This is a genomic window from Mucilaginibacter sp. (assembly GCF_965201005.1).
In the GTDB taxonomy this organism is placed as follows: Bacteria; Bacteroidota; Bacteroidia; order Sphingobacteriales; family Sphingobacteriaceae; genus Mucilaginibacter_A.
Window position 1 is genome coordinate 3,232,826 of sequence record NZ_OZ241747.1, and the last position, 26,946, is coordinate 3,259,771.

Consider the following 26,946-nt stretch of genomic DNA (forward strand, 5'->3'; position numbering starts at 1 on the left):
TAACAAACAGGTAAGCGACAATGATATGTATAGTAACTTTTTCATTTCAAAATATTTATATTAATTAAAAACCAGCGTTTAAACCAATGGATACTACTCTGGGGATTGGATAACCTGTAAAATCGCGCCCCTGGTTCAAACCATTCAAGCCTGATATACCAGCTTCGGGATTAAGGCCCGGATATTTGGTCAGGATCAATGCATTTTGAGAACTTAAGTATGCCCTTAAGTTTTTGAGATACTTTGTTTTCCCGATGGGGATTGTATAACCAAATGTAATATTCTTTATAGCGATGTAATCAGCCCTAAACACCTGCCTTGATGTAAAATTCCTGAAATCTGCTGTTGTACCGGATCTTGTCCTCGGATAAACTCCATCGCCCGGATTATCTTCTGACCTCCAGCGATTGGCAACTCCCTTGCGGACGTTGAAAACGCCGTCAAGGTTTTCTGTAGACTGAAATGCATCATCTGCGATATCATTTCCTACAGAACCAGCCATTACTACACTTAGATCGAAATTTTTGTAAGAAAAACTATTAGTAATCCCGTAAGTAAAGGTTGGGTTAGGGTTTCCGATAAAAGTCCTGTCGAAACCATCAATTTTACCGTCAGGTACACCGTTTGGACCGCTTACATCTTTAAAACGTGCCGTACCCACCATTGCGGTAGCATCATGTGGCTGCGTGTCAAACTCTTTTTGGGTCATGTAAACGCCGGTATTGATATAGCCGTAAAAAAGGCCGATCGGATGTCCGACTGCTGTTCTGTTATCATCCCAATACTCACCGTACCCACCTATCGGTGCATTGTTGGTACCTAAACTTTTAACTATGTTTCTATCAAAAGTGATATTAAAATTTGTGTTCCACTTAAAGGTTCCAACAAGGTTTCGGGAATTGATTGAAAACTCATGTCCCCAAAAGTCAAACCTGCCCACGTTCGAGGTAATATTAGAAAACCCTGATTGAACGGGTATATCGATCCCATAAAGTAAACCATCTGTTTTTTTACGATAGTAATCGTAAGTAAATCCAATCCTGCCTTTTAAGACCTCAAGGTCCAAACCTGCATCAAATTCTGTAGTCGTCTCCCAGGTCAGGTTATTATTTCCTATTCCGCTTAATGTTTTTCCCGGGATCACCTGATTACCAAATACGTAATTATTCGTGTTTACATTTGCGAGGTAAGTAAAGTCACCGATGTTATTGTTGCCCACTTTACCGTAGCTTGCACGAAGTTTGAGCAGGGAAATCGCACTTACTTTTTTAAGGAACGCTTCATCCGAGGCTACCCATCCGGCAGAAACCGATGGAAAATTACCGAATTTTGTATTTGCTCCAAATTTTGACGAACCGTCCCTGCGGAAATTGAATTCAACCAAATATTTACGGTCATAATTGTAAGTAAAGCGGCCTAAATAAGACAAAAGCGAATTTTGTGTAGCCCCAACGTTTCCTAAGCGCGTGGTTGCCGCACTAACATAATGAATGTTGTCATCCGGAAATTGGGTACCGGCTATACTGCTACTTTCATAATTATATTTCTGATAAGTATAACCGGCCAGCAGGTTAATGTTGTGTTTATCAAAAAGTGTTTTTTGATAGTTTAGTGTATTTTCATTCAACCAGGTTAGAAAATTGCTTGTTGAATACGATCCGGTGGCGAGTTGGGGAGGTGCGCTGCCCAGTCCACCTTGAGAAGTTGATGGATTAAATGCTTTATTTACAGAGTTGTCGGTGTTTACATTTATGGTAGTTCTCGCTTTCAGGCCATTGATTATCTGAACTTCGGCAAATGCATTTGCCAACACCCTTGCCAATTTGGTTTTGTTTTCACGTTGCGTTGCAACCAGATAATAGTTAGGGTTACGGAACATGCCCGGCTGGTTAAAAGCGATCGGATAAGTGCCATCATCATTTTTATATTTTAAAGTAGGGTCCATCAGATAAGCAAGCTGAACTATATTTCTGCCATTATCCAAACCTGAAATTACCTGGATGTTGCCATAAGACAATTCGACGTTAGACCCAAGAGTGATCCCTTTAAAGCCGGTATAAGTGTTATTACTTCGAAAAGTATATCGTTCGGCAGAAGAATTGATTATAACACCCTCCTGTTTATTGTAGTTAAAGTTCACTAATGACTTAAAATCTTTAGTGCCGGAACTGTAGGTTAGGTTATAATTTTGACTATACGCTTTTCTAAGTAAAATGTCGAACCAATTTGTTCCCGGATTGGACGCGTACTGGCTTGGATTTTGGTACACGGCTGGCACACCGCCTTTGTAACCTTCATATTTGGCAGCGTCTTCATACCATTCTTTTTTATATTGCGCAAACTCCTGGCCGTTCATCAAATCAGGTTTGCCCCTGTCAGGTACTGTTTGGATACCGAAATAATTACTGAATTCCAAGCTTTTCTGTCCGATTTTTGCCTGTTTGGTTGTTACAAGGATCACACCATTAGCAGCCCTTGAACCATAGAGTGCTGCTGAGGATGCGTCTTTTAAAACAGTAATGGATTCTATTTCATCCGGGCTAAGTGATTGCAACCCGCTTGAAGAAGGAAAGCCATCAATAACAATCAGAGGATTATTACCGGCATTTATGGATGCAGATCCGCGAATCCTGAAGCTCATTTCCGCGCCCGGCGTGCCAGTGTTTTCATTGATTTGCACCCCTGCAAATTTGCCCTGCAGTTTTTGACCGATATTAGGCACCGGCATATCTTTCACCTCCGAAGCATTTAGCTGGCTAACAGCACCAGTTACTTCCGCCCTTTTTTGCGTGCCATAACTAACCACCACAACTTCATTCAAACTTCTTGAAGAGGAACCAAGACGAATATTAACAGGCCCATTATTCCTGACGGTTATTTGCTGTTCTGTGTAACCAATGTACCGAATGACAAGCACTGATCCATTGGCCGCATTGATTCTAAAATTACCATTGGCGTCGGTTTGTGTCCCAACGGTTGTGCCTTTAACAATAATCGAAGCTCCGATTACAGGTTCGGCAGTAACAGAATCCTTAACGCTGCCGGTAACAGGGGCTTGCGCCTGTAACTTTGAAGGAAGCTGCAGCAGCAATATCAACAATGATAAGGCTCCGATCTTCCAGGCTTTAAAAAGTAAAAACTTTATTTTCATAATTCAATGTTTAAGATTTGGCTTTTTGTTTAATAATAGTTTAAGATTGGGCTAAAAACACGCCCGGCAACACTAGATTTAACATACGCGTGTTAAGGTCCATGATATCTGATACTCATAATTGGCAAATGGAAAGTGCATTCAATAATAAGCTTTGATAGGTAAATCGTTTCTCCTGAAAAAACCCCGTTAAATTGTATGTTTTTCGGCATGTATTTCATATTCTTTAAAAAATCAGGTTTTATTTTTCAACTGTATGATGTTCTTGTGTTTAGTTTATAGATGGCAGTTTTGATAATGAATACAGGTCATATTTTGCTTGTTTCCCACATTAGGCCAAATTCATTAATCTGTACTTATATAATAAGGATCACGCTTTGACCCTTAGCCCCGAAAATTTCCCTGTAATTAAAATCCTTTTAAGCATGCGGCACGTACTAATACCTAACACTAAAAACACAAGCCCTCACACCGCTGCCGCATCTTATCCTGATCGTACTATTTATGAAAACAACTTAAGTAATTGGTTGAACCAAAACTATTTGATAATCAATTTATAAAAATGTAACTTTTGATAAATAAAATACATTTTTTGATCCGGGCCTAAACAGTAAAAAAGCTGTTTGCACTTTTGGGTTTGAACCTGTTTAAATTCAGGGGGATAAATATTCAAAATACTTCTTTTATGCTTGCAAATTTTGTTTTCTGCAACGGAACATAATGCCCGTGGGTTTTTAGGCGGTAAAAGAAGCATGGAAATAAGTTGAACGAAATCCGGATATACTCTGTACAGGCTTAAACCAAGAGCCTGTTTAAAGTTTATATCAAAAAAAATGCAATGCTTTTTTTACCCTGTAAAATTTAGTGTCCGCATCAGTTTTAAATAAAAAACCCTACCATTTTTTAGGTGATAAAAGAAGTATATAAAACCGATTGAATAAATTTTAAACAGGCCCTCAAGCTTAAACAGCTTTAAAAACAGTGTGTCCTGTTGAACTGATTATTTGATAAATCCAATGTGTTTTTTGATTTATTTACAATTTTTCCGAAAAACATCTTTAAATTTATCAATGATGAGCAACTAAGGCTGCCCCCTTGTAACCTATATCCTTACTTTTAAACATTAAGCAAACCGCTGTTGGTTAGGCTATATTGATTTGCCATGATTAACTTTTATAAATACTTACCGGTTAGTAAAGAAGATGAAAGCTGGGGCCTGACAGTATTGAATGCCGGCTGTACGCATATTGGGGCAACTAAAGATTATCCGTTTAAAAACCATCCGTCGCACCATAACTTCAACTGGAACACCTGGCGGATTTTACAGGAATACCAGATTATTTACATCACGAACGGGCAAGGTGTTTTTGAATCGGAAAGTTTTAAACAGACCGTAATCAAAGCCGGTACTGTAATTGTCTTATTCCCTAATGAACGGCATCGGTACAAGCCCGACAGCCATACCGGATGGGACGAATATTGGGTAGGCGTTAAAGGTGCCATTATAGATAACTTACTAACTTCGGGCTATTTAAGGCCGGAAAACCCATGTCTCCGCATTGGTTTTAAAGACAATGTTTTTAACATTTATAACTGTATAATTGAAAAAACCAAACAAGAAAAACCCGGATATCAGCCTTTGATATCTGGTGCGGTTTTACATTTAATCGGGTCGTGTTATGCTGCTGCCAAACAAAGTGTTGCCGAGAACAAAGAAGAAGAAAATATCATCAATAAATCGAGGCTGCTGTTTCGTTCTAATATCAGTAATGCCTATTCGCCCGAGCAGGCGGCACAGGAGCTTAACGTTGGTTATTCATGGTTCAGGAAATTGTTTAAAAACTATACTGGTTTATCGCCTGGCCAATACTATTTGCAACTTAAGATAGAAAAAGCAAAAGAATTGTTAAACAACAGCAATGTATCAATTAAAGAGATTTCAATAGAACTCAACTTCGAATCAAATTTTTACTTCTCTAAAATATTTAAAGATAAAACAGGGCTTAGACCAACCGAATACCGGCAACGAAGTTTTGATCCGGTAAAATAACTTAGCAACCGTTTAAACTATTTATACATGCTTTTTTTATCACCTAAAAAATGGCAAGTAGTTGATTTTGATTAAGTTAAATTGATACAGGCACTAATTATTACAGGGTAAAAGAAGCATAGGCATCAATCCTGAGTTTATCGAGGATCAATGTATAAATTTAAACACTTCCTAAGCTTTTGGTTTATATTTTTAGGTGATAAAAGAAGTATCGTGCAATCTTTTATATAAACAGTATCAATATCTACAAATGTTATATCAAATTGTATATTTGCAAGTTTCCGATGTTAAATAGCTTTGTATGATAGCTACGAATAAAACACCCAACAATCCTAATTTTATGAAGCTGATTTTTACTTTGTTATCTGCTTTAATATATTTTCAGCAGTCTTTTTCACAAATTAAAAATTTTGATAAAGATGGACGGCAAATTACACGCTTTAGTACAGCAGGTGATGCAATTGATGCGCACGATGGTGAAATTGCCAACTTTAACGGCGTATATTATTTATACGGCACCAGTTATGATTGTGGCTTTCAGTGGGGAAATAAAGGGGCACCTTTTTGCGGTTTTAAGGTATATTCTTCAAAAGATCTGAATAACTGGACAGACAGAGGTTATTTATTTGATGCTAAAACGCCAATATGGCAATCGCGCTGCGATGGGAAAACTTACGGTTGTTTCAGGCCACATGTTATTTACAACAAAACAACCAAACGCTATGTATTATGGATCAACGTTTATGATAATGTAATAGGGTACCGGGTTTTTACCAGTAAAACCCCTGTAGGGCCTTTTATTGAAACGGCCGAACCCCAGCTGGCAGTTAACAATAATATGCCTGCGGCAGGTTTAAATAACGGCGACCATGATACCTTTGTGGATGATGACGGCACCGCATACCTTGCATACACCGATTGGCGTACTAAAGGTACTATTGTTATTGAACAACTAAGCCCGGATTATCTGACCGGCACAGGAAAATTTGTAAAATCGGTCACATCAGGAGAAACAGAGGCTCCCGGGCTTTTCAAGCGCAATGGTATCTATTATGTCGTTTATTCTGATCCAAATTGTGGGTATTGTTCTGGTACAGGCACATCTTATCGTACAGCCCCTTCTCCGCTTGGCCCCTGGTCTGCAAGCAAAAAGATTAGCGATAATTCTTGTGGCGGGCAACCATCATTCGTGTCAACTATTAAAATAAATTCGGAGACTGTTTATTTATACGGTAGTGATTTATGGAACAACGCAGCCAAAAACGAAGCCCTTGCCAATTATTACTGGGCACCTTTAACCTTTGCTGCAGACGGTTCCATCAATCCTTTAAAATGTATGGAAAATTATCAGGTTCCAAAAGCAGTACAATTGTCAAAACCTGCTGATTTAGATAATTCTTCGGTTAATAATAGTTATAACATTAAATGCCTGATTACGTCAGGGTTACAAATTTCTCAGCCATTTACCACGACCCGTTCTGGTATTTTATCAAAGGTGAGCGTTACCGCTTTTAAAAATAATAACCCAGATAAAGATCTAACCATCAGTATTTATGCAGCCGACGACAAAAATTCACCTATAGGAAACGCCTTATTTGTAAAATCTATCGCTGAACAAAATATTGGCTGGTCGGCAAAAAACATTAATTTGATACCAAATTTTAAGGTAAAAAAAGGTAGTAATTATATTCTTGTTTTACAATCTGAAGCCACATCCGGCTGCTATGGTGTGGCATTTACCAAAAAACTTAATGTTGTAAATAAATCATCTATGATTAGCCTTGATAAGGGAAAAACCTTTAAATCAGAAGAAAAGCAGGCTTTAAAATTTGAAAGCTTTATAAGCAAGGGTATAAACCAATAAAAATAGTAATCTCTTTTAAAACAATTAGGTAGTGTAAAGTGAACTATGTCAGTGTAATTAGGGCCTGCCGCAGGAAGGGAAACACAATTACTTCAGCCTATGTCTGCACTAACGCGTAATTGAGAAGCTATCGTTCAGCCCTTCTCCTCCAGCCTCGCTTGCTCCAAGTTTCCATGTTGGCGTTAGTATTTATTTCTGTTCAACCAAGTCTTTCAATTTTTTATTCATTGCCTCAAATCCTGCTGCTGTATTGCTGTCAAGCTGCTTTTTGAATAGGGGCACAAGTATTCCGCTGAATTTTTCACTTTGCCTGAATGTTGTTGTTCCATTTCGGTTGTCAGTAAATTCAAGTTTATGCTCCCCGTTAAAAATTCCTGCCATCAGTAAAAGGCCAAGCCGGCTTAATTCCTTTTTAGCTTTAAATGTTAGGACTGCAATCCTACTCTGTTTTAAACTTTTCCTTAAATTCGTTGATACTTATTCCGATAAACATATTGACTTATTTAGCTTAAATATACTAAATGAATTATTGACTATCAATAGGTTAATACCAAATAAACGATTTGCGAACTAAATACATAATCCTAACGTGTTGTGCGATTAAAAAGCCAAATCATATTTTAGATGATTTAGCGGTTTGTTATTTTGTTTATTAATGAATTGCAGACAGGTTACAGCAGTAAGTTTAGTCAATATCCGTACTGATAAACCAGCAAGCGATTTTGCATAATTGCGTTTGAGCATAAACTGATCGCAGAGTTGGGCAAATAAGGTCTCCATACGCTTTCTGAACCGCCTGAAGATAGGTTGGAAACGTTCTTTATTTTGCTGATTGTTACGCATAGGCGTTTTTAGATCAACTTTAACGGAGTGAAAAAGGTCAGACTGCCAGGTTTTGGATAGATAACCTTTATCTCCAATAAGGGTGCAATTATTTAATCCTGAATGCTTTACCTCGTTGAGGTAATGAATATCATGGACGCTTGCCTTACTTAAATCCATCGAATGAAATATACCCCTGACAGATGTTACAAGGTGTAGTTTGTAGCCGAAATACCAGGCTTTGTTCACGGATGAATAGCCTTTGTCGGGCGCAGTCTCAAAATTTTCCCGACAAATTTTTCCCGACTTTTCCCGGGCGGTCTTGCAAATAGGAACTGGAATGGAGTCTATAAGAAATGTACTTTCAGATTGGTTCATGCCATCGGCAAGCAACTGATTTAACTGCTGAAGATATGGGCCAAGTATTTTCCTGCGCCGGTTAAAATTACAGCGGTGGATGAGGTTAGGAAAATCGGCTTTATAATCCTTGTTAAGTTTGCCAAAAAGGTAGCTTTCGGAATCGATGCCTACTGATTCAGCCATGATACTCAAAGCAATGATCTGACAATCAGACAATTTCGGCTGTCTTGGATAGAACTTAAAGTTACCATCGGCATTGATAGAGGATTTAAAAAACAGATTTGGTAATATCTAAAAATAAATAGAAATTGCTCGAAAGGTTGTGCATAAAGAAACATTTAATTGGAGTTAAATATTCTTTAATATATTGATTATTAATATAATGCACAACTTTTTCTTTCATTCCATTATCCTTTTTTAATCGCACAACACGTTAGCATGTTAGTAAATCGGAAGAATATATACACCAATAATTTATATAAGTCCGATCCTACAGTAATGACTTGGGAACTGGCTAATGAACCTCGTCCATCTAATGCGGGAAACGTGGAAGAAAAAGTTAAAATTTTTGCAAAATAGGTGGATGAAACTGCAGGTTTTATCCATTCTATTGCGCCTAAACAATTGGTTACCACAGGCAGCGAGGGCAGCAAAGGGACGCTCAACAATTTAGATTATACCTTACAAGCACATCAAAGTAAATATATTGATTATATGACTTTCCACATGTGGCCAAAAAACTGGGGTTGGTATAAAGCCGATAATCCTGAAATGGAAAAAACAAAAGAAAAAACGGCCCAATACTTTGCTGAACATTTAGATCTCGCACAAAAGTTGAATAAATCCATCGTGATGGAAGAATTTGGTTTTGTTAGAGACGGCGAAAAATATGCGCCAGGCACTCCTACTACTGCCAGAGATGAGTATTATAAATTTGTTTTTCAGCTTTTAAAAGATGCTATGCAAGAAGGTAAACCTTTGGGCGGAATAAATTTCTGGGGCTGGGGCGGCGAAGGCAGGGCGCAGCAAAAAGACGCCATGTGGAAGCCAGGTGATATTATTTATACCGCCGATCCGTATAGCGAAGCACAAGGTCTGAATTCCATATTTGACACCGATAAAAGCACTTTACAAATCATCGCTCAGTATGCACATGAGGCAGCTAAAAAATGAATTCAAGCATTGGCTTTTTATCCAACATTCAGCACCTGTTTAAATCTCATTGAAAAATTCTATATGCTTCTTTTACCACCTAAAAATTGGTGGATATTTTTATTAGCAACAATTTCAAAAGCAAAATTTACGGGCATAAAAGAAGCATGGCAAAGCGATCAACAGAAATTTAAACAGGCATTAATTTGCAATCTGTAACAATGAAAAATATTAACTTTTCATTATCTATAGTTTTGATAATGGCTTGCTCTTTTTCTTTATCTGCACAAGATGAAAACAAGACGGAGCAACTCACCAAAAAAGAATTTAATGTTATCAAATATGGTGCAATTGCAGATGGGAAAACCTTAAACACAAAAGCCATTCAAAAAGCTATTGATGCCGCAAATAAACTCAAATCGGGCGGGACAGTTGTTTTTCCGAAAGGAAAATTTTTATCCGGAAGTATTGAGTTAAAAAGCAATGTTGGCCTTTACTTTTCAGCCGGAGCAGTTTTATTAGGAAGCACCAATCCAAATGATTACCGTAGCGTAAGTTCAGAAGGCAGGCCAAAATCCCCCAAAACTGATGACAATACGCATTTGGGGTTGATTTTGGCGCATAACGCTGTTGATATTATGCTTTATGGAAAAGGTGAAATTGATGGACAAGGCCTGGAATTAGCACTAAACATTGATAGTTTGTATCATACCGGAATTAAAATCGACCCAAATTATAGCGTTAAAAATATTCGTCCAAGTGAAAAGGTCCGGCCAAAACTATTCAGTTTTTCTCAATGCAAAAAAATCCAAGTTAAAGACTTAGCTATTCAAAGCAGCGCAGGCTGGGGACTTTCTTTTGAATTGTGCACCGATCTAACTATAGATAAAATCAAATTAAAAAACCGGGCTTTTTGGAACAATGATGGCATGGACATTACCGATTGCAGCAATGTAAAAATCACCAATTGTGATATTAATTCTGCAGATGATGGCATTTGTTTAAAATCCTATTATCCGGGCTATTTTAACGATAAAGTTTACATCGCTAATTGTACCATTCAGTCAAGTGCAAGTGCCGTTAAGTTTGGCACGGCTTCTTACGGAGGTTTTAAAAATGTAACAATTGAAAACATCAATATTTTTGATACATTCCGTTCTGCAATAGCTATTGAATGTGTGGACGGCGGCGTTATTGAAAATATTAAAGTGCAAAATATCGTCGCAAAAAACACGGGTAACGGCATTTTTATCCGTTTGGGCCATCGTGATGGTGAAAAGCCCGGCGTTATTAAAAATATATTGATAAAAGATGTTAAGGTGCAAATCCCTTTTGGACGGCCTGATCTGAATTATGATATGCGCGGCCCCGAAGTACCGTATTTTCACAATGCTTTCCCGGCTTCTATAACAGGAATTCCCGAAAATTTTATTGAAAATGTGGTGATCGAAAACCTCGAAATAACCTATCCCGGCAGGGCATCTAAAGGAATGGCGTATGTACCGCTAAGCCGTTTAAAACAAGTACCTGAAAATATAAAAAGTTACCCGGAGTTTGATATGTTTGGAGAGTTGCCAGCCTGGGGATTTTATGTTCGGCACGTTAAAGGATTAGAATTCAAAGACATCACTCTTAAATTAGAAAATGAGGATTTTCGTCCGGCATTTGTTTTTGATGATGTAAAAAGTTTAAAAATGGAAACCATTAACTTGCCAGCTTCCGATAAAAAACAAATCATTTTAAATCAATGTGAAAATGTTCAATTAGACAATAGTTTAAACTTAGTTAAAAAAGAATTGTAAAAACATATTCCGCAAGAATCCAATTTTGGATTTAAACTATTAGCGTTTGTTTAAATTAATATTGAAACAATTTATAGTGCTTCTTTTACCACAATAAATCTTGTTTCCGAAATTTATACCGATAAAAGAAGCATGGAAACTTCCTGTTTTTTAGGTGGTAAAAGAAGTATCAGCATAAAAAAATCTGACCTAAAAAGTTTAACAACTTAAAAGATAAAACGATTAAAAAGTACACGCATACCAAATAAAAAGATATGATTTTAAAAACTACTAAAACCTGTCTGCTAATAGCCATTGTTTTTTTAATTGGATTCAAGGTTTCGGCACAAAACCCAGATCAATCGGTTATCCAATTATGGACGAAAAAAGACCTAAAGTTTGATAGTCCAAAAACAGGAAACCCCTTACTTCCGGGCTATTATGCCGACCCTACGATTTTGGAAGATAACAGTACTTTTTACATTTACGCCACCACCGATATGCCCAATTGGAACGATATTACAAAGTTAGCGGTTTGGACATCCAAAGATTTCGTAAATTGGAAATGTGATTATTTGAATTGGCCAACCAAAGAACAATGTAAAAGCAATACCGGCACAGCTTCGGGGGTTTGGGCACCAAGCGTAATCAAAGCACCAAACGGAAAGTTTTATATGTACGTTACCATCGGTCAGGAAATTTGGGTTGGCATTGCCGATCATCCAACCGGGCCATGGAAAAATTTGAAGAAAGACAACACACCACTTGTACGGCATAAAGAATATTATTATGTGGAAACCATTGATGCTGAATGTTTTGTGGATGACGATGGGCAAGCTTATCTTTATTGGGGTTCATCTGATAGTGGCCGTGACATTGAAGGCAGATGCTTGGCGGCAAAACTAAATCCGGATATGGTTTCGTTTGCCGAAATGCCAAAAGATGTAACGCCGCCGCATTATTTTGAAGCACCGTATATGTTTAAAAAGAACGGTCAATATTATTTCTCCTATTCCTGGGGAAAAACCTGGGACGAAACTTATCAAATCCGATATTCTACCGGGCCAACGCCTTTTGGTCCATGGAAAGAAGGAATGGTCCGCCCGATATTAAGTACAGACGATAACGATAATAAAATCAAATCAACCGGGCACCACACAATTTTAAAGTTTAAGGATAAATATTACATCGTTTATCACCGTTTTAATACGTTGGATAAATATAATATTTCGCAGAAATTAAGGCAGGTTGCGGTTGATGTCTTAAATTTTAATCCGGATGGTTCTTTGCAACGAGTGGTAACTACACACAAAGGAGTTGGCGCATTGCAACCCGTAAAAATGAAACTAAACCTGGCTTTTGAAGCAAAAACTACAAGTTCGAGCGATTTGGATTCTATGGTAACTAAATCAAAATTTGCGGTTGATGAAAATAATGGAACACTTTGGATTGGCAAAAAATATGCACAAGAATGGCTTCAGTTGGATTTGGGCATTGTAAAATCATTTAATGAAATCCAAATTTTTCCTGAATTTCCAATCAAAGCTTATCAATATAAAATACAAGTTTCGGATGATGATAAAAACTGGAAGCTGGCAGAAGATCAATGGAAAAACACCAAAATCGGTGCGCCTTTGGTCAGTCAATCAAAGTTTAAAACGAGGTATATCCGTATCATTTTAAGAAACGAAAAACAAAACCCAAGACCGGGAATTTGGGAAGTGAAAATTTATTGACAAAACCAGGTAAAAGCCTGTTTAGCTTTGCATTAAAGTGATCTAAGATGCTTCTTTTATCACCTAAAAAACAGAAACTTTGTATGCTTCTTTTATTAATACTATTTTGAAAAACAAAATTTAGGGGCATAAAAGAAGCATGGTAAATTTTGTTTTTTGTAGATTAGAACGGCCTTGAAATATCGTTCGGTTATTGTTGTTTTTGAAAGATGAACAATCCGAAAAACTTTGTAAGAAGCGGTATCGTATCGGTTAATTTAAAGGTTTACGTTTTTTTAATGAGCGGCAGGAAATCCAGAACTTGCATTGTTGTTCCACACTTCTTCAATTTCTTCTAATGATTTGCCTTTGGTTTCGGGCAGTAAAAAATACATCGACAAAAAGCCGCCAAAGCAAAAGGCCGAGAAGAAGTAAAATGTTAAAGCATTGCCAAAATTATTTAATAAGATTGGCGTTAAAAATCCTACCAAAGTATCTGCAATCCACATCGTCATAATGCTGATTGATAACGCCTTAGCGCGAAGTTGGCCCGGAAATATTTCTGATGCTATCACAAATTTTAAAGGCCCGATTGAGCAGGCAAAACTGGCAATAAAAATCAAAACTGAAATGAGCAACAATGGGCTTGAAACAATTTTGAAATAAAAGCAAAGCCCGGTTGCAACCAAACTCAGAAAAGCCAGGAATGAACCGGCAAGATATAGTTTTCTTCTACCCAAACGGTCAACAGTTAAAATTGCGATTATGGTAAAACCAAGGTTGGCAAGCCCGAAGACCAACTGACTGATAAAAGAATTATTTAAAGACAATCCGGCGTTGTTTAAAATAGTTGGCCCGAAATAAATAATTGCATTTATACCGCAAAACTGCGAAAATAAAGGCAGCAGCAAACCAATTAATAAAGGTTTTCGATATTTAATTGACCATAGTTGTTTATTTGCAGTTAATAAACGGCTTGCTGGTTTTAAATTGGTTGGTGTTTTGGCAACTAAAATTGGTTCATTTAAAGTTGTTAAAATTGCGTTTGCTTCTGACAACCTGCCTTGCCCTTTTAACCATCTTGGGCTTTCGGGGATTAAAAAAAGTCCGGCTAAAAACAGTATTGAAGGAACAGAACCGACCAGAAACATCAATCGCCAAACATTCCGAAAAATTGCTTTTCCAAACAAGGCAGAAAAGAAGTTATGATCTTTTACAACCGTGTTCAACAACCAATAGTTGGATAAATAAGCTACCACAATCCCCAAAGTGATAGCAAGTTGATAATAAGTTACGATGCGCCCTCTTTTGTTTGCGGGTGCAATTTCGGAAAGGTACAGCGGCACAATGTTGGAAGCAAAACCAACACCAAAACCGCTTAATACCCTGAAAATAATTAAAACCGTAAAACCATGTGAAAATGCACAACCAATTATTGAAAGCAGAAAAAAAACACTTGAAGTAAACAGAAGTTTCCAGCGGCCAAAACGATCGCTGAGAAAGCCGGAAACCGCAACGCCGAAAACGCAGCCCAACAATGCGCTTGAAACAAACCAGCCTTCCTGAAAAGTAGAAAAAGACAATTGCTTTTTGATCAATGGCAAAACACCCGAAACTACGGCCATGTCAAAACCAAAAAGCAGCCCTCCTAAAGCGGCAACAATTACGATAAGGACCAAAAGATTGTTGTTTCTTTTTTGCATAGAAATGTTGGATTTTAAAATGGATTGTTTGGATGCTTCTTTTATCGGGTAAAAATCATTGAACTTTTATATTCTTGTAAAGGAAACTCCCAATCTAATTTAATTTGTGTTGATTGTTTGGATGCTTCTTTTATCGGGTAAAAATCATTGAACTTTTATAATTTTTATCAAGATCATAACCTGATACAAGTTTTACCGGCATAAAAAAAAGCATAGTATTTTTTTATACCAGAAAATTAAACAGGTATAAATATCAGTTATTTAATAAATGCTTTTATAATTTTCAACGGCTGTTCTCCTGTGTTTGTCAGCTTATATTGTTTGGCGGCAGCAGGTATTACAAATGTTTCGGCGTAATGATAAGTTGTGTTTGTCCCATCCATCGTGGTTAAGGCCACACTTGAACCTTCCACCAGCATTAAAATATGGCATTGATTGTTGGTTTTAATGGTGATGGACGTTTTAAATTCCAAGCGGTGCACATCATAAAAATGTTCTTGGTGTGTAGGAAGATGAATGATCTGCCAGTCAATCCCTTCTTCAATGCAAACTGGTTTTGAAATCAGTTCTTGCTGAACCACAGCACCTTTACGGTCAAAATTTAAGTTGTTGAAAGCATGGTCAATATTAAGCGGACGTAATTTTCCGTCAAGGCCCGGCCGCAGCCAGTCGTACATTTTAAAGGTGAAAATATAAGGCGTGGCACTGATCTCCAGCACCAGATTTCCGGCTGCGGCACTGTGCACCGTGCCATTTGGTATTAAAAACAAATCGTGTTTTTTGGCAGGATGATACTGGACGTATTGCTCAATATCCAGCGGAACATTATTTTTATGGCTTTCCGATAAAACTTCTTTAAGTAACTGAGCGTCAATATTTTGCTGAAAACCGAGATAAACGCCTGCATCTTTTTCGCAATCTAAAATGTAGTAAGTTTCGTCCTGGGTGATCTTTTCGCCAAAATTATTTTGAATGTACGAGAGCGAAGGATGACATTGGATGGAAAGATTACCGCCTTTTATGGTATCTAAAAAGTCAAACCTGATCGGAAATTCAGTTCCGAAACGTTCTGCGTCTTTTCCTAATACATTTCCGGAAAAAAGGAACATCAAAAAATCAAAGGAAACTTCCAGGAGGTTTCCGTTACTTGCAAACACAAGGCCATTTTCCGGAACGATCAGTTCAAAAGACCAGGCATAATTTACTTCATCTGCCACCAAACCTTTCAGGTTGTTTTTCATCCACTGCCCGCCCCAGGCACCGGCTTCAAACCATGGACGGACCCGAAACACGGATTTGCTCATTTGTTCCAATCCGCTGTAAATCATATCCGTTGTTGCCCAGTTGATGCTGTTTTTCCACTGGCAATCTGCAATAATGTTGATATTGCGGCAAATTTTTTGTTTGTGTTTGTTCAATACTGTCCAATCCACAAAATACATCCGTTTGTAGGTGTTTTGATAGGATTTTTGGGCGTTTGTCCCCAAATTATTTATCGCATTTGCACGTGCCCGGTACTGGATTTCATTTTTGGGGATTTCAAAGTAGATGACTGGCGCGTCCCAACCAACCGCCGACGCACAAGGGCCAATTACAATATTTATATCAAAATTGGAATCGCTGTTGGTTTCCTTTAAATCCGTAATCCGGTAAAAATCTTCGAGTCCTAAAGTGCATTTTGTGCCCCAAATATCTTCTTCTCCGTTTAAAAATGGCTGTACTTTTGCTTCGATTTCATGTTCGGGTAATAGATAATCATCTGTATGATACCACTTTACTGAAAGCCCCAGGTTTTTTAGTTCCTCCGTAATTGCAGCTATTTGATCCTGCCAAAACACACCATGATAACCCTCAATAATAACGTTTTTAAAAGCCTTGATATAGTTTGCCAAAGAAAGATAACCCTGTTTAACCGACCCGTTTCCCAACTCAAAATAAGGATAAATGGTGTAATCATCGTTGGCTTCACTTTTTAACTGATCAGGCAACAGCGGCTGGCTGGTATTTCTCCAAGGCATTATATAAAAAATTAGGTTTTTACTTTTGATTGCTGTACAAACAAAGCTATCATGTTTTGTTCATCAATCACCACTTATCCGGGCTGATAACAAAAAGTTGTGAGCGTTATTTTTTTATCCGATTAAAACGGAAATATCGATGCTTCTTTTATCGGTATAAAATTTGAAAAGCAAAATTTACGGCATAAAAGAAGTATGATAATTTTTCGGTGTAAATTTATTCCCCATGCTTCTTTTATCGGTATAAAATCACAATACAATATTTTTAGATGATAAAAGAAGCATCGGGAATTTTTTCGACGTAAATTTAAACAGGCTCTAAATTTTATAGGGTAAAAGAAGCATTAATACTTTTAAGCTTTAGATGAAGCGTTGTTGATTATAAGGTGCAACTATTTAGTTTGGGTTTGATAAATTGCACTTTGAAATTTTACAGTTTGTTCCCTTTTTATAAAATGAATTTCACACGGTCAATTTTTACAAGATAAAAATTAAGGTTTTGAAGTTGCTGTAGAATTTGGCTGGTTTACACATCTATCCTATAAAATTGCTAAATCCCTTCCTACCTCGGTAAATGCCTGAATTGCTTTATCCAAATGCGCCATTGTATGTGCAGCAGAAAGTTGTACACGTATCCTCGCTTTACCGTGGGGAACAACCGGATAATAAAAACCTATTACATATATTCCCTTTTCCATTAATCTGGCGGCAAATTCTTGAGAAAGCTTGGCATCGTACAACATAATCGGAACGATCGGGTGATCGCCGGGCGTAATATCAAAGCCAGCCTCAGTCATTTTTTTGCGAAAATATTGTGTGTTATATTCCAATTTGTCACGTAGTTCTGTTGTTTCTGACAGCATGTTCAATACCGCAACAGAAGCACCAACAATAGCCGGAGCCAGCGAATTGGAGAACAGATAAGGCCGTGAACGTTGGCGCAGCAGTTCAATAATCTCTTTTCTGCCCGAGGTAAAACCACCCATTGCCCCGCCTAAAGCTTTACCAAAAGTACCGGTAATAATATCTATCCTTCCCATAACATTGCGGTATTCGTGTGTCCCACGCCCTGTTTTCCCGATAAATCCGGAAGAATGGCTTTCGTCAACCATTACCAATGCCCGGTATTGATCTGCCAAATCACAAATTTTATCCAATTGGGCGATGGTGCCATCCATAGAAAAAGAACCATCGGTAACAATTATGCGATGCTTTAACCCTTGTGCTAATTTCAGTTTTTCTTCTAAATCCAACATGTTGTTATGATCGTAGCGGAAGCGTTGGGCTTTGCATAAACGTACGCCATCAATAATAGAGGCATGATTTAAGACATCGGAAATAATGGCCGAATCTTCCCCAAGCAAAGGTTCAAAAACACCACCGTTGGCATCAAATGCCGCTGCATACAAAATGGTGTCTTCAGTACCTAAAAACCGGGCTACTTTTTGCTCTAATTCTTTGTGGATATCTTGTGTGCCACATATAAAACGGACAGAAGACATACCAAAACCATAACTATCCATGGTTTTTTTTGCTGCTTCTACTACTGTTGGGTGCGAGGATAAGCCCAGGTAATTATTGGCGCAAAAGTTTAATACCGGTTTGCCTTCGGTTGTATTGATTTCTGCTCCCTGCGGAGTAGTGATTATGCGTTCTTTTTTAAAAAGCCCGGCTTCCTGTAAGTCAGATAATTGCTTTTCAATTTCTGATTTTATAGTATCGTACATATTTTGGATTGTTAAAATTTAGTGTCCCTCTTATTATTCTCAAAAATACTGTTTTTAATAAATTACTGCTGATTTAAGTACCGGTTTAAATTTTTTCAGGTTTAGTTAGATGCAATACCATTTCCGCTGTCATTTCAGGCAGGTTGTATTTATGTTCCCATCCCCAATCTGTTCTTGCAGCAACATCATCAATGGTGCCCGGCCAGGAATCAGCAATATCCTGACGGAAATCAGGCAGGTAATCACATTTAAAATCAGGAGAATGAGCTTTGATCGACTCCGCTAATTCTGCCGGTGTAAAACTCATCCCGGCAAGATTATAGGAAGATCTCACGTTTATTTTATCAGCTGATGATTCCATCAGTTCTACCGTTGCACGCAAAGCATCATCAATATAAATCATCGGAAGCATCGTTTCCGGCTTTAAAAAACAAGTATAGTTTTCTCCTTTACTTGCTTTGTGATACATATCAACGGCATAATCTGTAGTGCCGCCGCCCGGCATAGATTGGTAACTGATTACGCCCGGATAACGCAATGACCTGATATCAAGCCCGTAGCGTTTATAATAATAATAAGACCAGTTTTCTGTGGCAACTTTGCTAACGCCATATATGGAGGACGGATTTAAACATATATCTTGCGGCGTGCCATTCTCATTTGTGCCCTTACCAAAAACTGCAATAGAGCTGGGGATAAAAAGTTTCTTTATTGCATAAACCCTTCCTGCTTCAAGCACGTTCAAAAGGGTTTGTATGTTTAAATTCCATGCCCAAATAGGGTTAGCTTCTGCTTTTGCAGACAATACTGCCGCTAAATGATAAATTTGAGAAACATTGTATTTTTTGATTACTTCAGCAATTGCATCCGGATCGGTAGCATCAAGCTTTACGAAGTTTCCATCGTAATGATCAGGCGTATGTAAGTCGGACGCAACAACAGAACCAAACCCATAAACAGCCTGCAATTTCGGGATTAAAGCTGTTCCGATCTGGCCGCTTGCCCCTATTATTAAAATCGTTTCTTTTTTCATCTCGGTAAGCTCTTTAACAAGTTATTTTGAAGCAAAAGTATATTTTTAAATTTCTTATTTATTTAAGGATACTATTACAGGAAAATTCCTGTTCAGTTGTGTTATTTAACATTATTTTTTTTACCTTCTTCTTTAATCAGGAATTTTGACTTTCATTCTGTTGATTTATTTGATGAATACAATTGTTTAGATGTTTATCAGCCGGATTATTATTAAGTATTTTTTCTGTTTCAAAAAGATCAATAATAACCGCTTATACTAAAAGCCTGTTTAAATTTCTATCGAATGGTTTCGATGCTTCTTTTATCCTATAAAAAATGGTAAGTTTCGATGCTTCTTTTATCGGCATAAAATCAGAAAAGCAATATTTATGGGCATAAAAGAAGCACGGTTGTTTTTTTCGGCATAATTTAAACAGGCTTTGATAAGTTTTGTGATTTTGCCCTTATTTGTCTGAACTTTAATGACAGTTAAATTGTGGGTAAAACAAAAAAACCTTATAAACTTTTGATTTATAGGGGAACATATAATTTTAAAGTAGCCCTCAGGGAAATTCTCTGAACATTTATCAGCGTTTTCAGAGGCTGGTTGTGATTTTAAATGTATGATGTTTTCATATTTCGTTCTCATATAGCTTAAAATCAAATTAATGCTTTTTGCTTTAGTTATCCCAAAAATTGAATGCATTTCCAATGCTTCTTTTATCACCTAAAAAACAGTAATTGTTCAGGCCGTTGTTCATCCAATGCAACTCGGTATCTAATATTTTGGTCTCAAATTCGGTAATCGGATACTTGCTTTTGATTAACTTTAATAACATTTCAATAGCAACCTGACCCATTTTAAAGGCTTTTTGCCTGATATAAGAAATAGAAGGTTGTAAAAGATCGACAATATCAGAATTTGAGAAACCAACGATCGCAATTTCCTCAGGATCAAACTTCATTTTTTTTAAAGCCCTTATGCAGGAAATACTGATCCGGTCGCTACTGATAAATATTGCATTTTGTTTATCTGCCAACCCCAATAATCCCTTAACGGCATCTTCCACCTCTTGATAATCGCTGCCGCCTTTATAGCAATTCCTCACCAATTCCGGCCGGAAAGGGATTTGATGATCGGCCAAAACTTTTTTATAGCCAGATAAACGTTCATTTGTGATGGATAGCTGCGGTGCGTTGGTCAAAAGCGCAATCTTTTTGTGGCCGGATTTGATCAATAGTTCAGTTGCCTGAAAAGCACCGGTAAAATTATCAGAAGTAACTTTAAAAGTTTCGATATCATCAATTATCCGGTCAAAAAAAACGATAGGCAACCCATTATCATGCAAAGTTTTTAAAAAACTATAATCAGTAGTGCCAGACGACATCGAAATCAGTAAGCCATCCACAGAACGTTGCGCCAGGTGGTTAACATTAATTAATTCTCTTGATATCAGGCCTGTTTAAATTGATAAAAGAAAAAGCAATGCTTCTTTTATCAGGTAAAAGTTGGTGTTTACATGGATATCGATCTGTTCAAAAAATCAACTAGTTTACTGTTTTTTAGGTGATAAAAGAAGCATCAAAAATAAGTCAGCTCAAATTCAACCAGTCCTCAACCGGTTTCCGATACAAGTTACACCAAACGGAAACCATGTTTTTTGATCGGCAGTTCCCTCACCCTAAACCCTGTTGCGGCATAGATGGCATTGCATAAAGCTGGTGCCACAGAAGGTACAGACGGTTCTCCGCCGCCGTCGGGTTTTTCTTCGCCGGCAATAAGCAGGATTTCGAAAGGCGGCATTTCGTTCATCCGTAATACCCGGTAATCATTATACGATTGCTGATCTACCATTCCGTTTTTGACCGTTATTTCATTGTTGAACATTCCGCTCAGCGCCCAAACCAAACTGCCTTCTATTTGCGCCTTTAAACCGTCGGGGTCCACAACTAAACCGCAATCAACTGCCGCAACGCAACGGTGGATTTTCACAAGCTTGTCTTTACTAACGGATATTTCCATGGCATGTGCCGCAACTGCGCCGGAGCGGCCATAAGGGCAAACAGCTATGCCACGGAAGTGCCCGTTGGCAGGTTTTTCGTCCCATCCAATTTTTTCGGCACATTGCAGCATCACGTTTTTTAAACGCGCGTTATCTTTAACATCGCCATTGTTGAACAGGTTGAGCCTGTATTTTATCGGATCTATTTGATAATGGACGGCCAGTTCATCAATAAAACTTTCGACCACAAATACATTCTGGCTAAACGATATCGAACGCCATGACCCTATTGGTATCGGCGATTCGACCGGATAAAAAGCACTTTGATAATCACTTACCGGATAGCATAAGTCATTGGTCACGCCGCCGAAGCTGTCCCAGGGGCCGGATATTTCTTTACCGGGGAAAGTAGTGATCCCATACTGATCGCGCCATTTTGTAATTTCATTTTTTGTGCCGGTTGCGGCTAAATGATGATGGCTTGCCGGCCGATAAAAATCAGCCTGGATATCATCTGTACGGTCAAACATATTTTGTACCGGTACGCCCAACGCTTTGGTAAGCACCATTGCTTCGGCCACATTGTCGATTTTTTCTTTCCGCCCAAAACTACCTCCCATTGGCATTAAATTAACGCTGATGGCAGAACTGTCTATCCCAAAAACTTTTGGTAAAACATTGTTGATGAACATTGGTGCCTGGAAACCGCCCCAGATTTCAAATTTTCCATCTTTATACCTTGCCGTACAATTAACAGGTTCCAGCGTGGTATGTGCAAGATAAGGCGCTTCGTAAGTTGCCTCATAAACCCCCGGACCGTCAATCGTTTTAAACGGCGCATTTTTGTCTTTACCATAAACCCTGGCCGGTTTAGCGGTTGCAAACTCGGTTTTAAATTGCTCTGTAAGCGATTGATTGTCATGCACTTTGCCCAGCTCGTAACTCCATTTTACCTTTAGCAAACGCTTGCCTTCCAAAGCCGCCCAGGTATTGGTTGCGATTACTGCGACCGCATTCCGGTTAAGTGCTTCCGGTATTTGATCAACCTGTATCACTTTTACAATTCCTGCCAATCCTTTTAGCGCGCTATCGTCCCAACTCTTTACTTTACCGCTATAAACCGGGCAGCGCACCAAAGAAGCATACAGCATATCAGGCAGTTTAACGTCCATCGTATAACTGTACTTACCAGTTATGATCGGTGTAATATTCGTTTTGGTAATTTGGCTGCCGATATATTTAAAATCTTTGATATTCTTGAGCGGCGGCTTTTCCGGAGGAGTTAAAGCACTGGCCTCTTTTAGCAGGTCTTTATAATTGAGGACTTTGTTATTTTTGATGTTGATTACGGTGCCATCCTGGGCTTTGCAATCTTCAACGGGCACTTTCCATTGGTCTGCGGCAGCTTTTATCAGCATAAATTTCGCAGTGGCGCCAACATAGCGCATTTGCATCCACGTACCTTTTATACTTCCGCTTGCCCAGGTAGTGTAATTGCCTGCGTTTGATGCTTTATATGGCAATGTTTCAACGGTTATTTCTTTTAAGTCGATCTCCAGTTCTTCTGCAACAAGCAGCGGCAAGGCAGTAATCACGTTTTGGCCCATTTCCTATTTGATCACGCTGATGACCACTTTACCGTTGTCAAATATTTTTAAAAGCGGGTTAGGTGAGAAAGTTACACCTTCTGGCGCAGTTACCGCGGATAAAGAGGACACAGGCATAACATCCGTCAGAAGCCAAGCCCCTGCGGTAAATGTTGATAAACGGATGAAATTTCTTCTTTTCACTGTTATAAAATTAAGGGCTTACAGCACCTTTACTGATCCATTCGTTAAATGCTTTTACAAATTCGCGGTGCGACAACGGCGGCATGGCCAAACCCTGCGCCGGATGCCAGCCAGCTAAAACCAAAGTATCGTTTGTGATATGGTCGATCAACGCTTTGATCGATTTCTTTCCATTTCGTTTTTTATCCAACAACTGTGCGGCCAACTGATGAGGAGATCTCCCCTGGAAAACCATTTTCATATTGGCAGGCGGCAAGCTCCATTTTGGGTTTCCGGGCGGCATGTGCAATCCCGGCAGGTTATGCGGTTGGTGGCAATTTGCGCATTTTAAAGCGTACAAACCTTTGCCGTCTGGCCCGCGTTTAACGCCTTGTAAATGCAAATGACTGTCGTCGCCTTGCAAAGGTATATCTCCAGCGGGATGACAATTCATACAGCGCGGGCTCATTAAAACCGCATAAACCTTTAGGAATGCTTTTTGGGATGCTAAACTATCTTTTCGGGTGAAATGAGGCTTTGCATTGTTGGCCAACCGGCTTTCTGCCCGGAAAGAGAACACAACAGTCATGCTCAACAAAGCAACAATGGCCAATATCACACAAATACCTTTTTTGGGGTAATAAAACTTGTTGTTTAAATTATGATTGATATCCATCGATTTGTTAAGCCTTAACAGAAGATTTTTGAATACCGGCCGCGATATGTATTGCCTTGCGTATCCGCAGGTAAGTGCCGCAGCGGCAAATGTTGCCAGACATGGCGTTGTCGATATCGCCATCTGTCGGGTCCGGGTTTTCGCGGAGCAAAACCGCTGCCGACATGATTTGGCCTGACTGGCAATAACCGCATTGCGGCACATTTATTTCGGCCCAGGCTTGTTGCAGCGGATGATCTGCGTTTTCAGACAAGCCTTCGATCGTCACAATTTCTTTTCCCAATGCGCGCGAAACCGGCGTAACGCAGGAACGTACCGCTTCGCCATCCAAATGAACGGTACAAGCACCGCATTGCGCCATGCCGCAACCAAATTTTGTGCCCGTTAACCCAACAACATCACGAAGAAACCATAACAATGGCATCTCCGGAGAAGCATTTGCTGCGTCAACACGCTTTCTATTTATAATGATAGATTGATTATTACCAGTTTGGAAAGACATACAATAACAATGGCTAATTGGAAATCAAATATCGTAAACTATTGTGCAAGATAGAACAACCGATACGGTATATGCACGATAGTTCTAAATTTATGTACGATTATACAAGTGTTAGTTCTTTGATACCCATACTTTGGTCAAATCAATTTAAAAGCTTTTCAATGTGTTTGATGCTTCTTTTATCGATATAAAATTGATGTTGAAATTGTATGCATAAAAGAAGCATGCGATCAATCAAAAATTTATCGGTGGCAACATCAAAAAACAAATAGGCTTTTAACCATAATATTTTTTATCATTATTTTATTGAAATGACAGACTTAACCAAAGCCAGATTTGGCAGCTTTTATCGTTTTTCGTTGAGATTAGGAATCCTGTTTTTGCTTTTGCCGGGAATAAGTGAGCGCAGCCTGGCGCAACAAGTTGCACAAGCAGAAGCAAAACCGGCATCACCGCAGCAATTTATAAAGAAAACCTTACAGAGTTAGGTGAAAGAAAACGTAAACATAGCCTCCGCTCTGTTTGGAATGCCTTGTTGTACGTTGTAAAGACGGGCTGCCAATGGCGGATGCTCCCTGTAAACTTTGCCAAATGGCAATTGGTTTATTACTATTACAAGAAATGGTCAGGGCTGGACTGCTTTGATTTGTTGTTGGCGAAACTGAGGGAAAAAGTACGGTCCGGGATGGGGCAAAACAGGCAGGCAAGCCTGGGCATTATGGACAGCCAAAGTGTACGTTGGGGGAACAACCGGGCATTAAGCGGTTATGACGGCAACAAAAAGGTAAAAGGCATTAAGCGGCATGTGGCAACAGACAAGAACGGTTTTCTGTTGGCTGTAATGGTAACGGCTGCCCATGTACACCACAGTAAGGCCGCCTTGCTGCTGGCCCGGGTTTTAAAACAACTGCTGTGCGGCATCAGGACAATTGCCTGCGATGGCGGTTACCGTGGGGAAATCATAGAACAGGTAAAAAACGTTTCGGATATATTTTACAAATAGTGATGCGTTCAGACGATAAAAGGACAGGGTTTGAACCAACACACAAAAGATGGATAGTCGAACGGACTTTTTCCTGGTCCGACAACGACAGAAGGTTGTGCAGAAACTATGAACTATTGTTGGAAACCTCCGAAAAAATGGTCAAAATCTCAGCTATAAAATTATTATTGAACAAAATTTAAACAGGCTCTGAAATTATAAAAATTATAATAGTTGTTAATCTTTTAAAAATCAAGAGATAAATTTATTAAATTCGATTTCAAGAATATAGCTAATTATGAAACTTTTACTTTTTATTTTCTCGTTATTAATCACTATTAAAGGTTTTTCTCAAAATCAAATCAACTTAAAAACGACTGAAAAACTAAATTATTCTGCTGAAGATTCTATTGTAAGAGATGATCGGAATAAAATTCTGACACTGTATGGAAATGCAACTTTTCAGGTCGATCAGTTTGGTGTGAAAGCCGATAAAGTTGTTTTTAATCAGGTAAGCCAGGAAGTTATGGTAACTGGTTTAAAGGAAATTCTTTATGCTAAAAAACTTCAATATAAAAAGAGTTTAGGAAAAGGAATGCTGCGGTATAAACTTGGCGACGATACTGTTTTTATCCCCTAAAATCCCTTCAAAAACCCAACACAAACTTCGCAAACCTGTGCTAAACTTGCAGGCAGCACATCTTCCAAGTATGGATGATTGGAATTAAAAGTATGGTTAGCTCCGGGTGCAACCACCAGATCAGATTTCGGTTGTTTGCGGTTCAGTTCCAACGCATGGCTGATGTTTACCGTTGAGTCCTGATCGCCGTGAACAATCAGCCAGGGTTGCTTGATTTCGGCAGCAGCAAGTAAAATATTCAGGCGTTTTTGGTTCTGGTCCAAATCGTCCAGCAGCGTAGCTTTTACGGGCATTTGCTGGTTGGTGCGCGAATTCGGGAAATAAATTACATTGGTGAGCCGCCATTGCGCTTCTGCTTCTTTTGGCCAAAGGTTGTGGAAATCTGCCACGGAAGCCCAGGTGATGAGTTTTTCTACGCGCTCATCTTCTGCTGTTTTGATAATACTGATGCCGCCGCCCATACTGTGCCCAATCAGCGATACTGTTTTTACCGGCAAAAAATTGGCACCACCGGCCGCAAAATCGATTACGGATTTTAAATCTTCCAGCTCGATGGAAAAAGTGTTATCGCTAAAAGCTTCCAAATCCACAAAATCCATCGGATGATCCGGCGTGGTGCCGTTGTGCGAAAAGTTGAATTTTAAGAACCGGAAGCCGCTTTCTGCAAAAGATTGTGCCACCAGGTTGTGCGTGCCCCAATCTTTAAACCCTTTAAAACCATGTGCAAAAATAACCAATGGAGCCTGCTTATCGCGGTCATCAAAAGTAAGGTCGGCCAGCATGTTGCGGCCGTTTGCACCTGGGATCAAAAAGGTTTGCTGCTGGATGTGTTTGTTCATGGCGATGCTGTTTTTACCGGTATAAAAATAGTGTTGATTTTCGTTCCGTCATAATAATTGCAGCGGAGATGCTTACAGCTGAAAGCAATGCTGTTTTTACCGGTATAAATTTGTTTTCTGCTTAGTTTGTAAGATGCTTCTTTTATCACCTATTTTTTGATTTTGCAATTATGAAGTT

General features: G+C 38.7%; 22 protein-coding genes. 8 read left to right on the forward strand and 14 right to left on the reverse strand.

Going from position 1 to position 26,946, the window contains the following annotated elements:
- Nucleotides 1-64 precede the first annotated feature (64 nt).
- Nucleotides 65-3,151, reverse strand: coding sequence for a SusC/RagA family TonB-linked outer membrane protein (locus tag ACOFKR_RS14760; protein ID WP_419801566.1), 3,087 nt, complete (start codon nt 3,149-3,151; stop codon nt 65-67).
- Nucleotides 3,152-4,313: 1,162 nt separating this feature from the next.
- Here ACOFKR_RS14760 and ACOFKR_RS14765 point away from each other — a divergent pair.
- Both ACOFKR_RS14765 and ACOFKR_RS14770 read left to right on the forward strand, forming a co-directional pair.
- Nucleotides 4,314-5,201 (forward strand): AraC family transcriptional regulator, encoded by an 888-nt coding sequence (locus ACOFKR_RS14765; protein ID WP_419801567.1) that lies wholly within the window; start codon nt 4,314-4,316, stop codon nt 5,199-5,201.
- A 340-nt stretch (nt 5,202-5,541) separates the two neighbouring features.
- Nucleotides 5,542-7,065 carry a family 43 glycosylhydrolase gene (locus ACOFKR_RS14770; RefSeq protein WP_419801568.1) on the forward strand — a complete coding sequence of 508 codons (1,524 nt, stop codon included), beginning with the start codon at nt 5,542-5,544 and terminating at the stop codon, nt 7,063-7,065.
- A gap of 189 nt (nt 7,066-7,254) precedes the next feature.
- Here the strand turns inward: ACOFKR_RS14770 and ACOFKR_RS14775 are convergent, their stop codons facing one another.
- The gene (locus ACOFKR_RS14775; RefSeq protein ID WP_419801569.1) at nt 7,255-7,446 is read right to left on the reverse strand and encodes a hypothetical protein; all 192 of its coding nucleotides are present in this window, start codon (nt 7,444-7,446) and stop codon (nt 7,255-7,257) included.
- 219 nt (nt 7,447-7,665) lie between these two features.
- On the reverse strand, nt 7,666-8,463 hold the full coding sequence (locus ACOFKR_RS14780; protein WP_419801570.1) for an IS982 family transposase: 798 nt from the start codon (nt 8,461-8,463) through the stop codon (nt 7,666-7,668).
- A gap of 363 nt (nt 8,464-8,826) precedes the next feature.
- On the opposite strand from ACOFKR_RS14780, the gene ACOFKR_RS14785 reads away from it, so the two are divergent.
- The 3 genes from ACOFKR_RS14785 (at nt 8,827) to ACOFKR_RS14795 (ending at nt 12,916) form a co-directional block, all read left to right on the forward strand.
- Entirely contained in the window at nt 8,827-9,420 is a 594-nt protein-coding gene (locus ACOFKR_RS14785; protein ID WP_419801571.1) for a hypothetical protein, read from the forward strand.
- Nucleotides 9,421-9,620: 200 nt separating this feature from the next.
- Nucleotides 9,621-11,201, forward strand: coding sequence for a glycoside hydrolase family 28 protein (locus tag ACOFKR_RS14790; protein WP_419801572.1), 1,581 nt, complete (start codon nt 9,621-9,623; stop codon nt 11,199-11,201).
- Between the two features lie 254 nt (nt 11,202-11,455).
- Complete coding sequence (locus ACOFKR_RS14795) at nt 11,456-12,916, forward strand: family 43 glycosylhydrolase (RefSeq protein WP_419801573.1); 1,461 nt, start codon at nt 11,456-11,458, stop codon at nt 12,914-12,916.
- Between the two features lie 275 nt (nt 12,917-13,191).
- On the opposite strand, the gene ACOFKR_RS14800 is transcribed toward ACOFKR_RS14795, so the two are convergent.
- The 9 genes from ACOFKR_RS14800 to ACOFKR_RS14840 form a co-directional block, all read right to left on the reverse strand.
- Complete coding sequence (locus tag ACOFKR_RS14800; RefSeq protein ID WP_419801574.1) at nt 13,192-14,598, reverse strand: sugar porter family MFS transporter; 1,407 nt, start codon at nt 14,596-14,598, stop codon at nt 13,192-13,194.
- Between the two features lie 257 nt (nt 14,599-14,855).
- Complete coding sequence (locus ACOFKR_RS14805) at nt 14,856-16,616, reverse strand: class I mannose-6-phosphate isomerase (protein ID WP_419801575.1); 1,761 nt, start codon at nt 16,614-16,616, stop codon at nt 14,856-14,858.
- A gap of 539 nt (nt 16,617-17,155) precedes the next feature.
- Nucleotides 17,156-18,343 (reverse strand): glycine C-acetyltransferase, encoded by a 1,188-nt coding sequence (gene kbl / locus ACOFKR_RS14810; protein ID WP_419801576.1) that lies wholly within the window; start codon nt 18,341-18,343, stop codon nt 17,156-17,158.
- 85 nt (nt 18,344-18,428) lie between these two features.
- Complete coding sequence (locus ACOFKR_RS14815; RefSeq protein ID WP_419801577.1) at nt 18,429-19,376, reverse strand: NAD-dependent epimerase/dehydratase family protein; 948 nt, start codon at nt 19,374-19,376, stop codon at nt 18,429-18,431.
- A gap of 661 nt (nt 19,377-20,037) precedes the next feature.
- Nucleotides 20,038-20,814 (reverse strand): substrate-binding domain-containing protein, encoded by a 777-nt coding sequence (locus ACOFKR_RS14820; RefSeq protein ID WP_419803646.1) that lies wholly within the window; start codon nt 20,812-20,814, stop codon nt 20,038-20,040.
- A gap of 179 nt (nt 20,815-20,993) precedes the next feature.
- Nucleotides 20,994-22,967 (reverse strand): molybdopterin cofactor-binding domain-containing protein, encoded by a 1,974-nt coding sequence (locus tag ACOFKR_RS14825; protein ID WP_419801578.1) that lies wholly within the window; start codon nt 22,965-22,967, stop codon nt 20,994-20,996.
- A gap of 3 nt (nt 22,968-22,970) precedes the next feature.
- A complete protein-coding gene (locus ACOFKR_RS14830; RefSeq protein WP_419801579.1) occupies nt 22,971-23,150 on the reverse strand; it encodes a hypothetical protein in 180 nt (59 codons plus the stop codon).
- Between the two features lie 10 nt (nt 23,151-23,160).
- Nucleotides 23,161-23,805, reverse strand: coding sequence for a hypothetical protein (locus tag ACOFKR_RS14835; RefSeq protein WP_419801580.1), 645 nt, complete (start codon nt 23,803-23,805; stop codon nt 23,161-23,163).
- Between the two features lie 7 nt (nt 23,806-23,812).
- On the reverse strand, nt 23,813-24,307 hold the full coding sequence (locus ACOFKR_RS14840; protein WP_419801581.1) for a (2Fe-2S)-binding protein: 495 nt from the start codon (nt 24,305-24,307) through the stop codon (nt 23,813-23,815).
- Between the two features lie 311 nt (nt 24,308-24,618).
- Here ACOFKR_RS14840 and ACOFKR_RS14845 point away from each other — a divergent pair, with 311 nt between their 5' ends.
- From ACOFKR_RS14845 to ACOFKR_RS14855, 3 genes are all read left to right on the forward strand, one after another.
- Complete coding sequence (locus tag ACOFKR_RS14845; RefSeq protein ID WP_419801582.1) at nt 24,619-24,795, forward strand: hypothetical protein; 177 nt, start codon at nt 24,619-24,621, stop codon at nt 24,793-24,795.
- Complete coding sequence (locus ACOFKR_RS14850) at nt 24,768-25,310, forward strand: IS5 family transposase (RefSeq protein ID WP_419803647.1); 543 nt, start codon at nt 24,768-24,770, stop codon at nt 25,308-25,310. The genes ACOFKR_RS14845 and ACOFKR_RS14850 overlap by 28 nt, the downstream gene beginning before the upstream one ends.
- Nucleotides 25,311-25,587: 277 nt before the next feature.
- On the forward strand, nt 25,588-25,929 hold the full coding sequence (locus ACOFKR_RS14855; protein ID WP_419801583.1) for a hypothetical protein: 342 nt from the start codon (nt 25,588-25,590) through the stop codon (nt 25,927-25,929).
- On the opposite strand, the gene ACOFKR_RS14860 is transcribed toward ACOFKR_RS14855, so the two are convergent.
- Both ACOFKR_RS14860 and ACOFKR_RS14865 read right to left on the reverse strand, forming a co-directional pair.
- Nucleotides 25,926-26,768 (reverse strand): alpha/beta hydrolase family protein, encoded by an 843-nt coding sequence (locus ACOFKR_RS14860; RefSeq protein WP_419801584.1) that lies wholly within the window; start codon nt 26,766-26,768, stop codon nt 25,926-25,928. The genes ACOFKR_RS14855 and ACOFKR_RS14860 overlap by 4 nt on opposite strands.
- On the reverse strand, nt 26,765-26,917 hold the full coding sequence (locus ACOFKR_RS14865) for a hypothetical protein (RefSeq protein WP_419801585.1): 153 nt from the start codon (nt 26,915-26,917) through the stop codon (nt 26,765-26,767). The genes ACOFKR_RS14860 and ACOFKR_RS14865 overlap by 4 nt, the downstream gene beginning before the upstream one ends.
- Between the last annotated feature and the right edge of the window lie 29 nt (nt 26,918-26,946).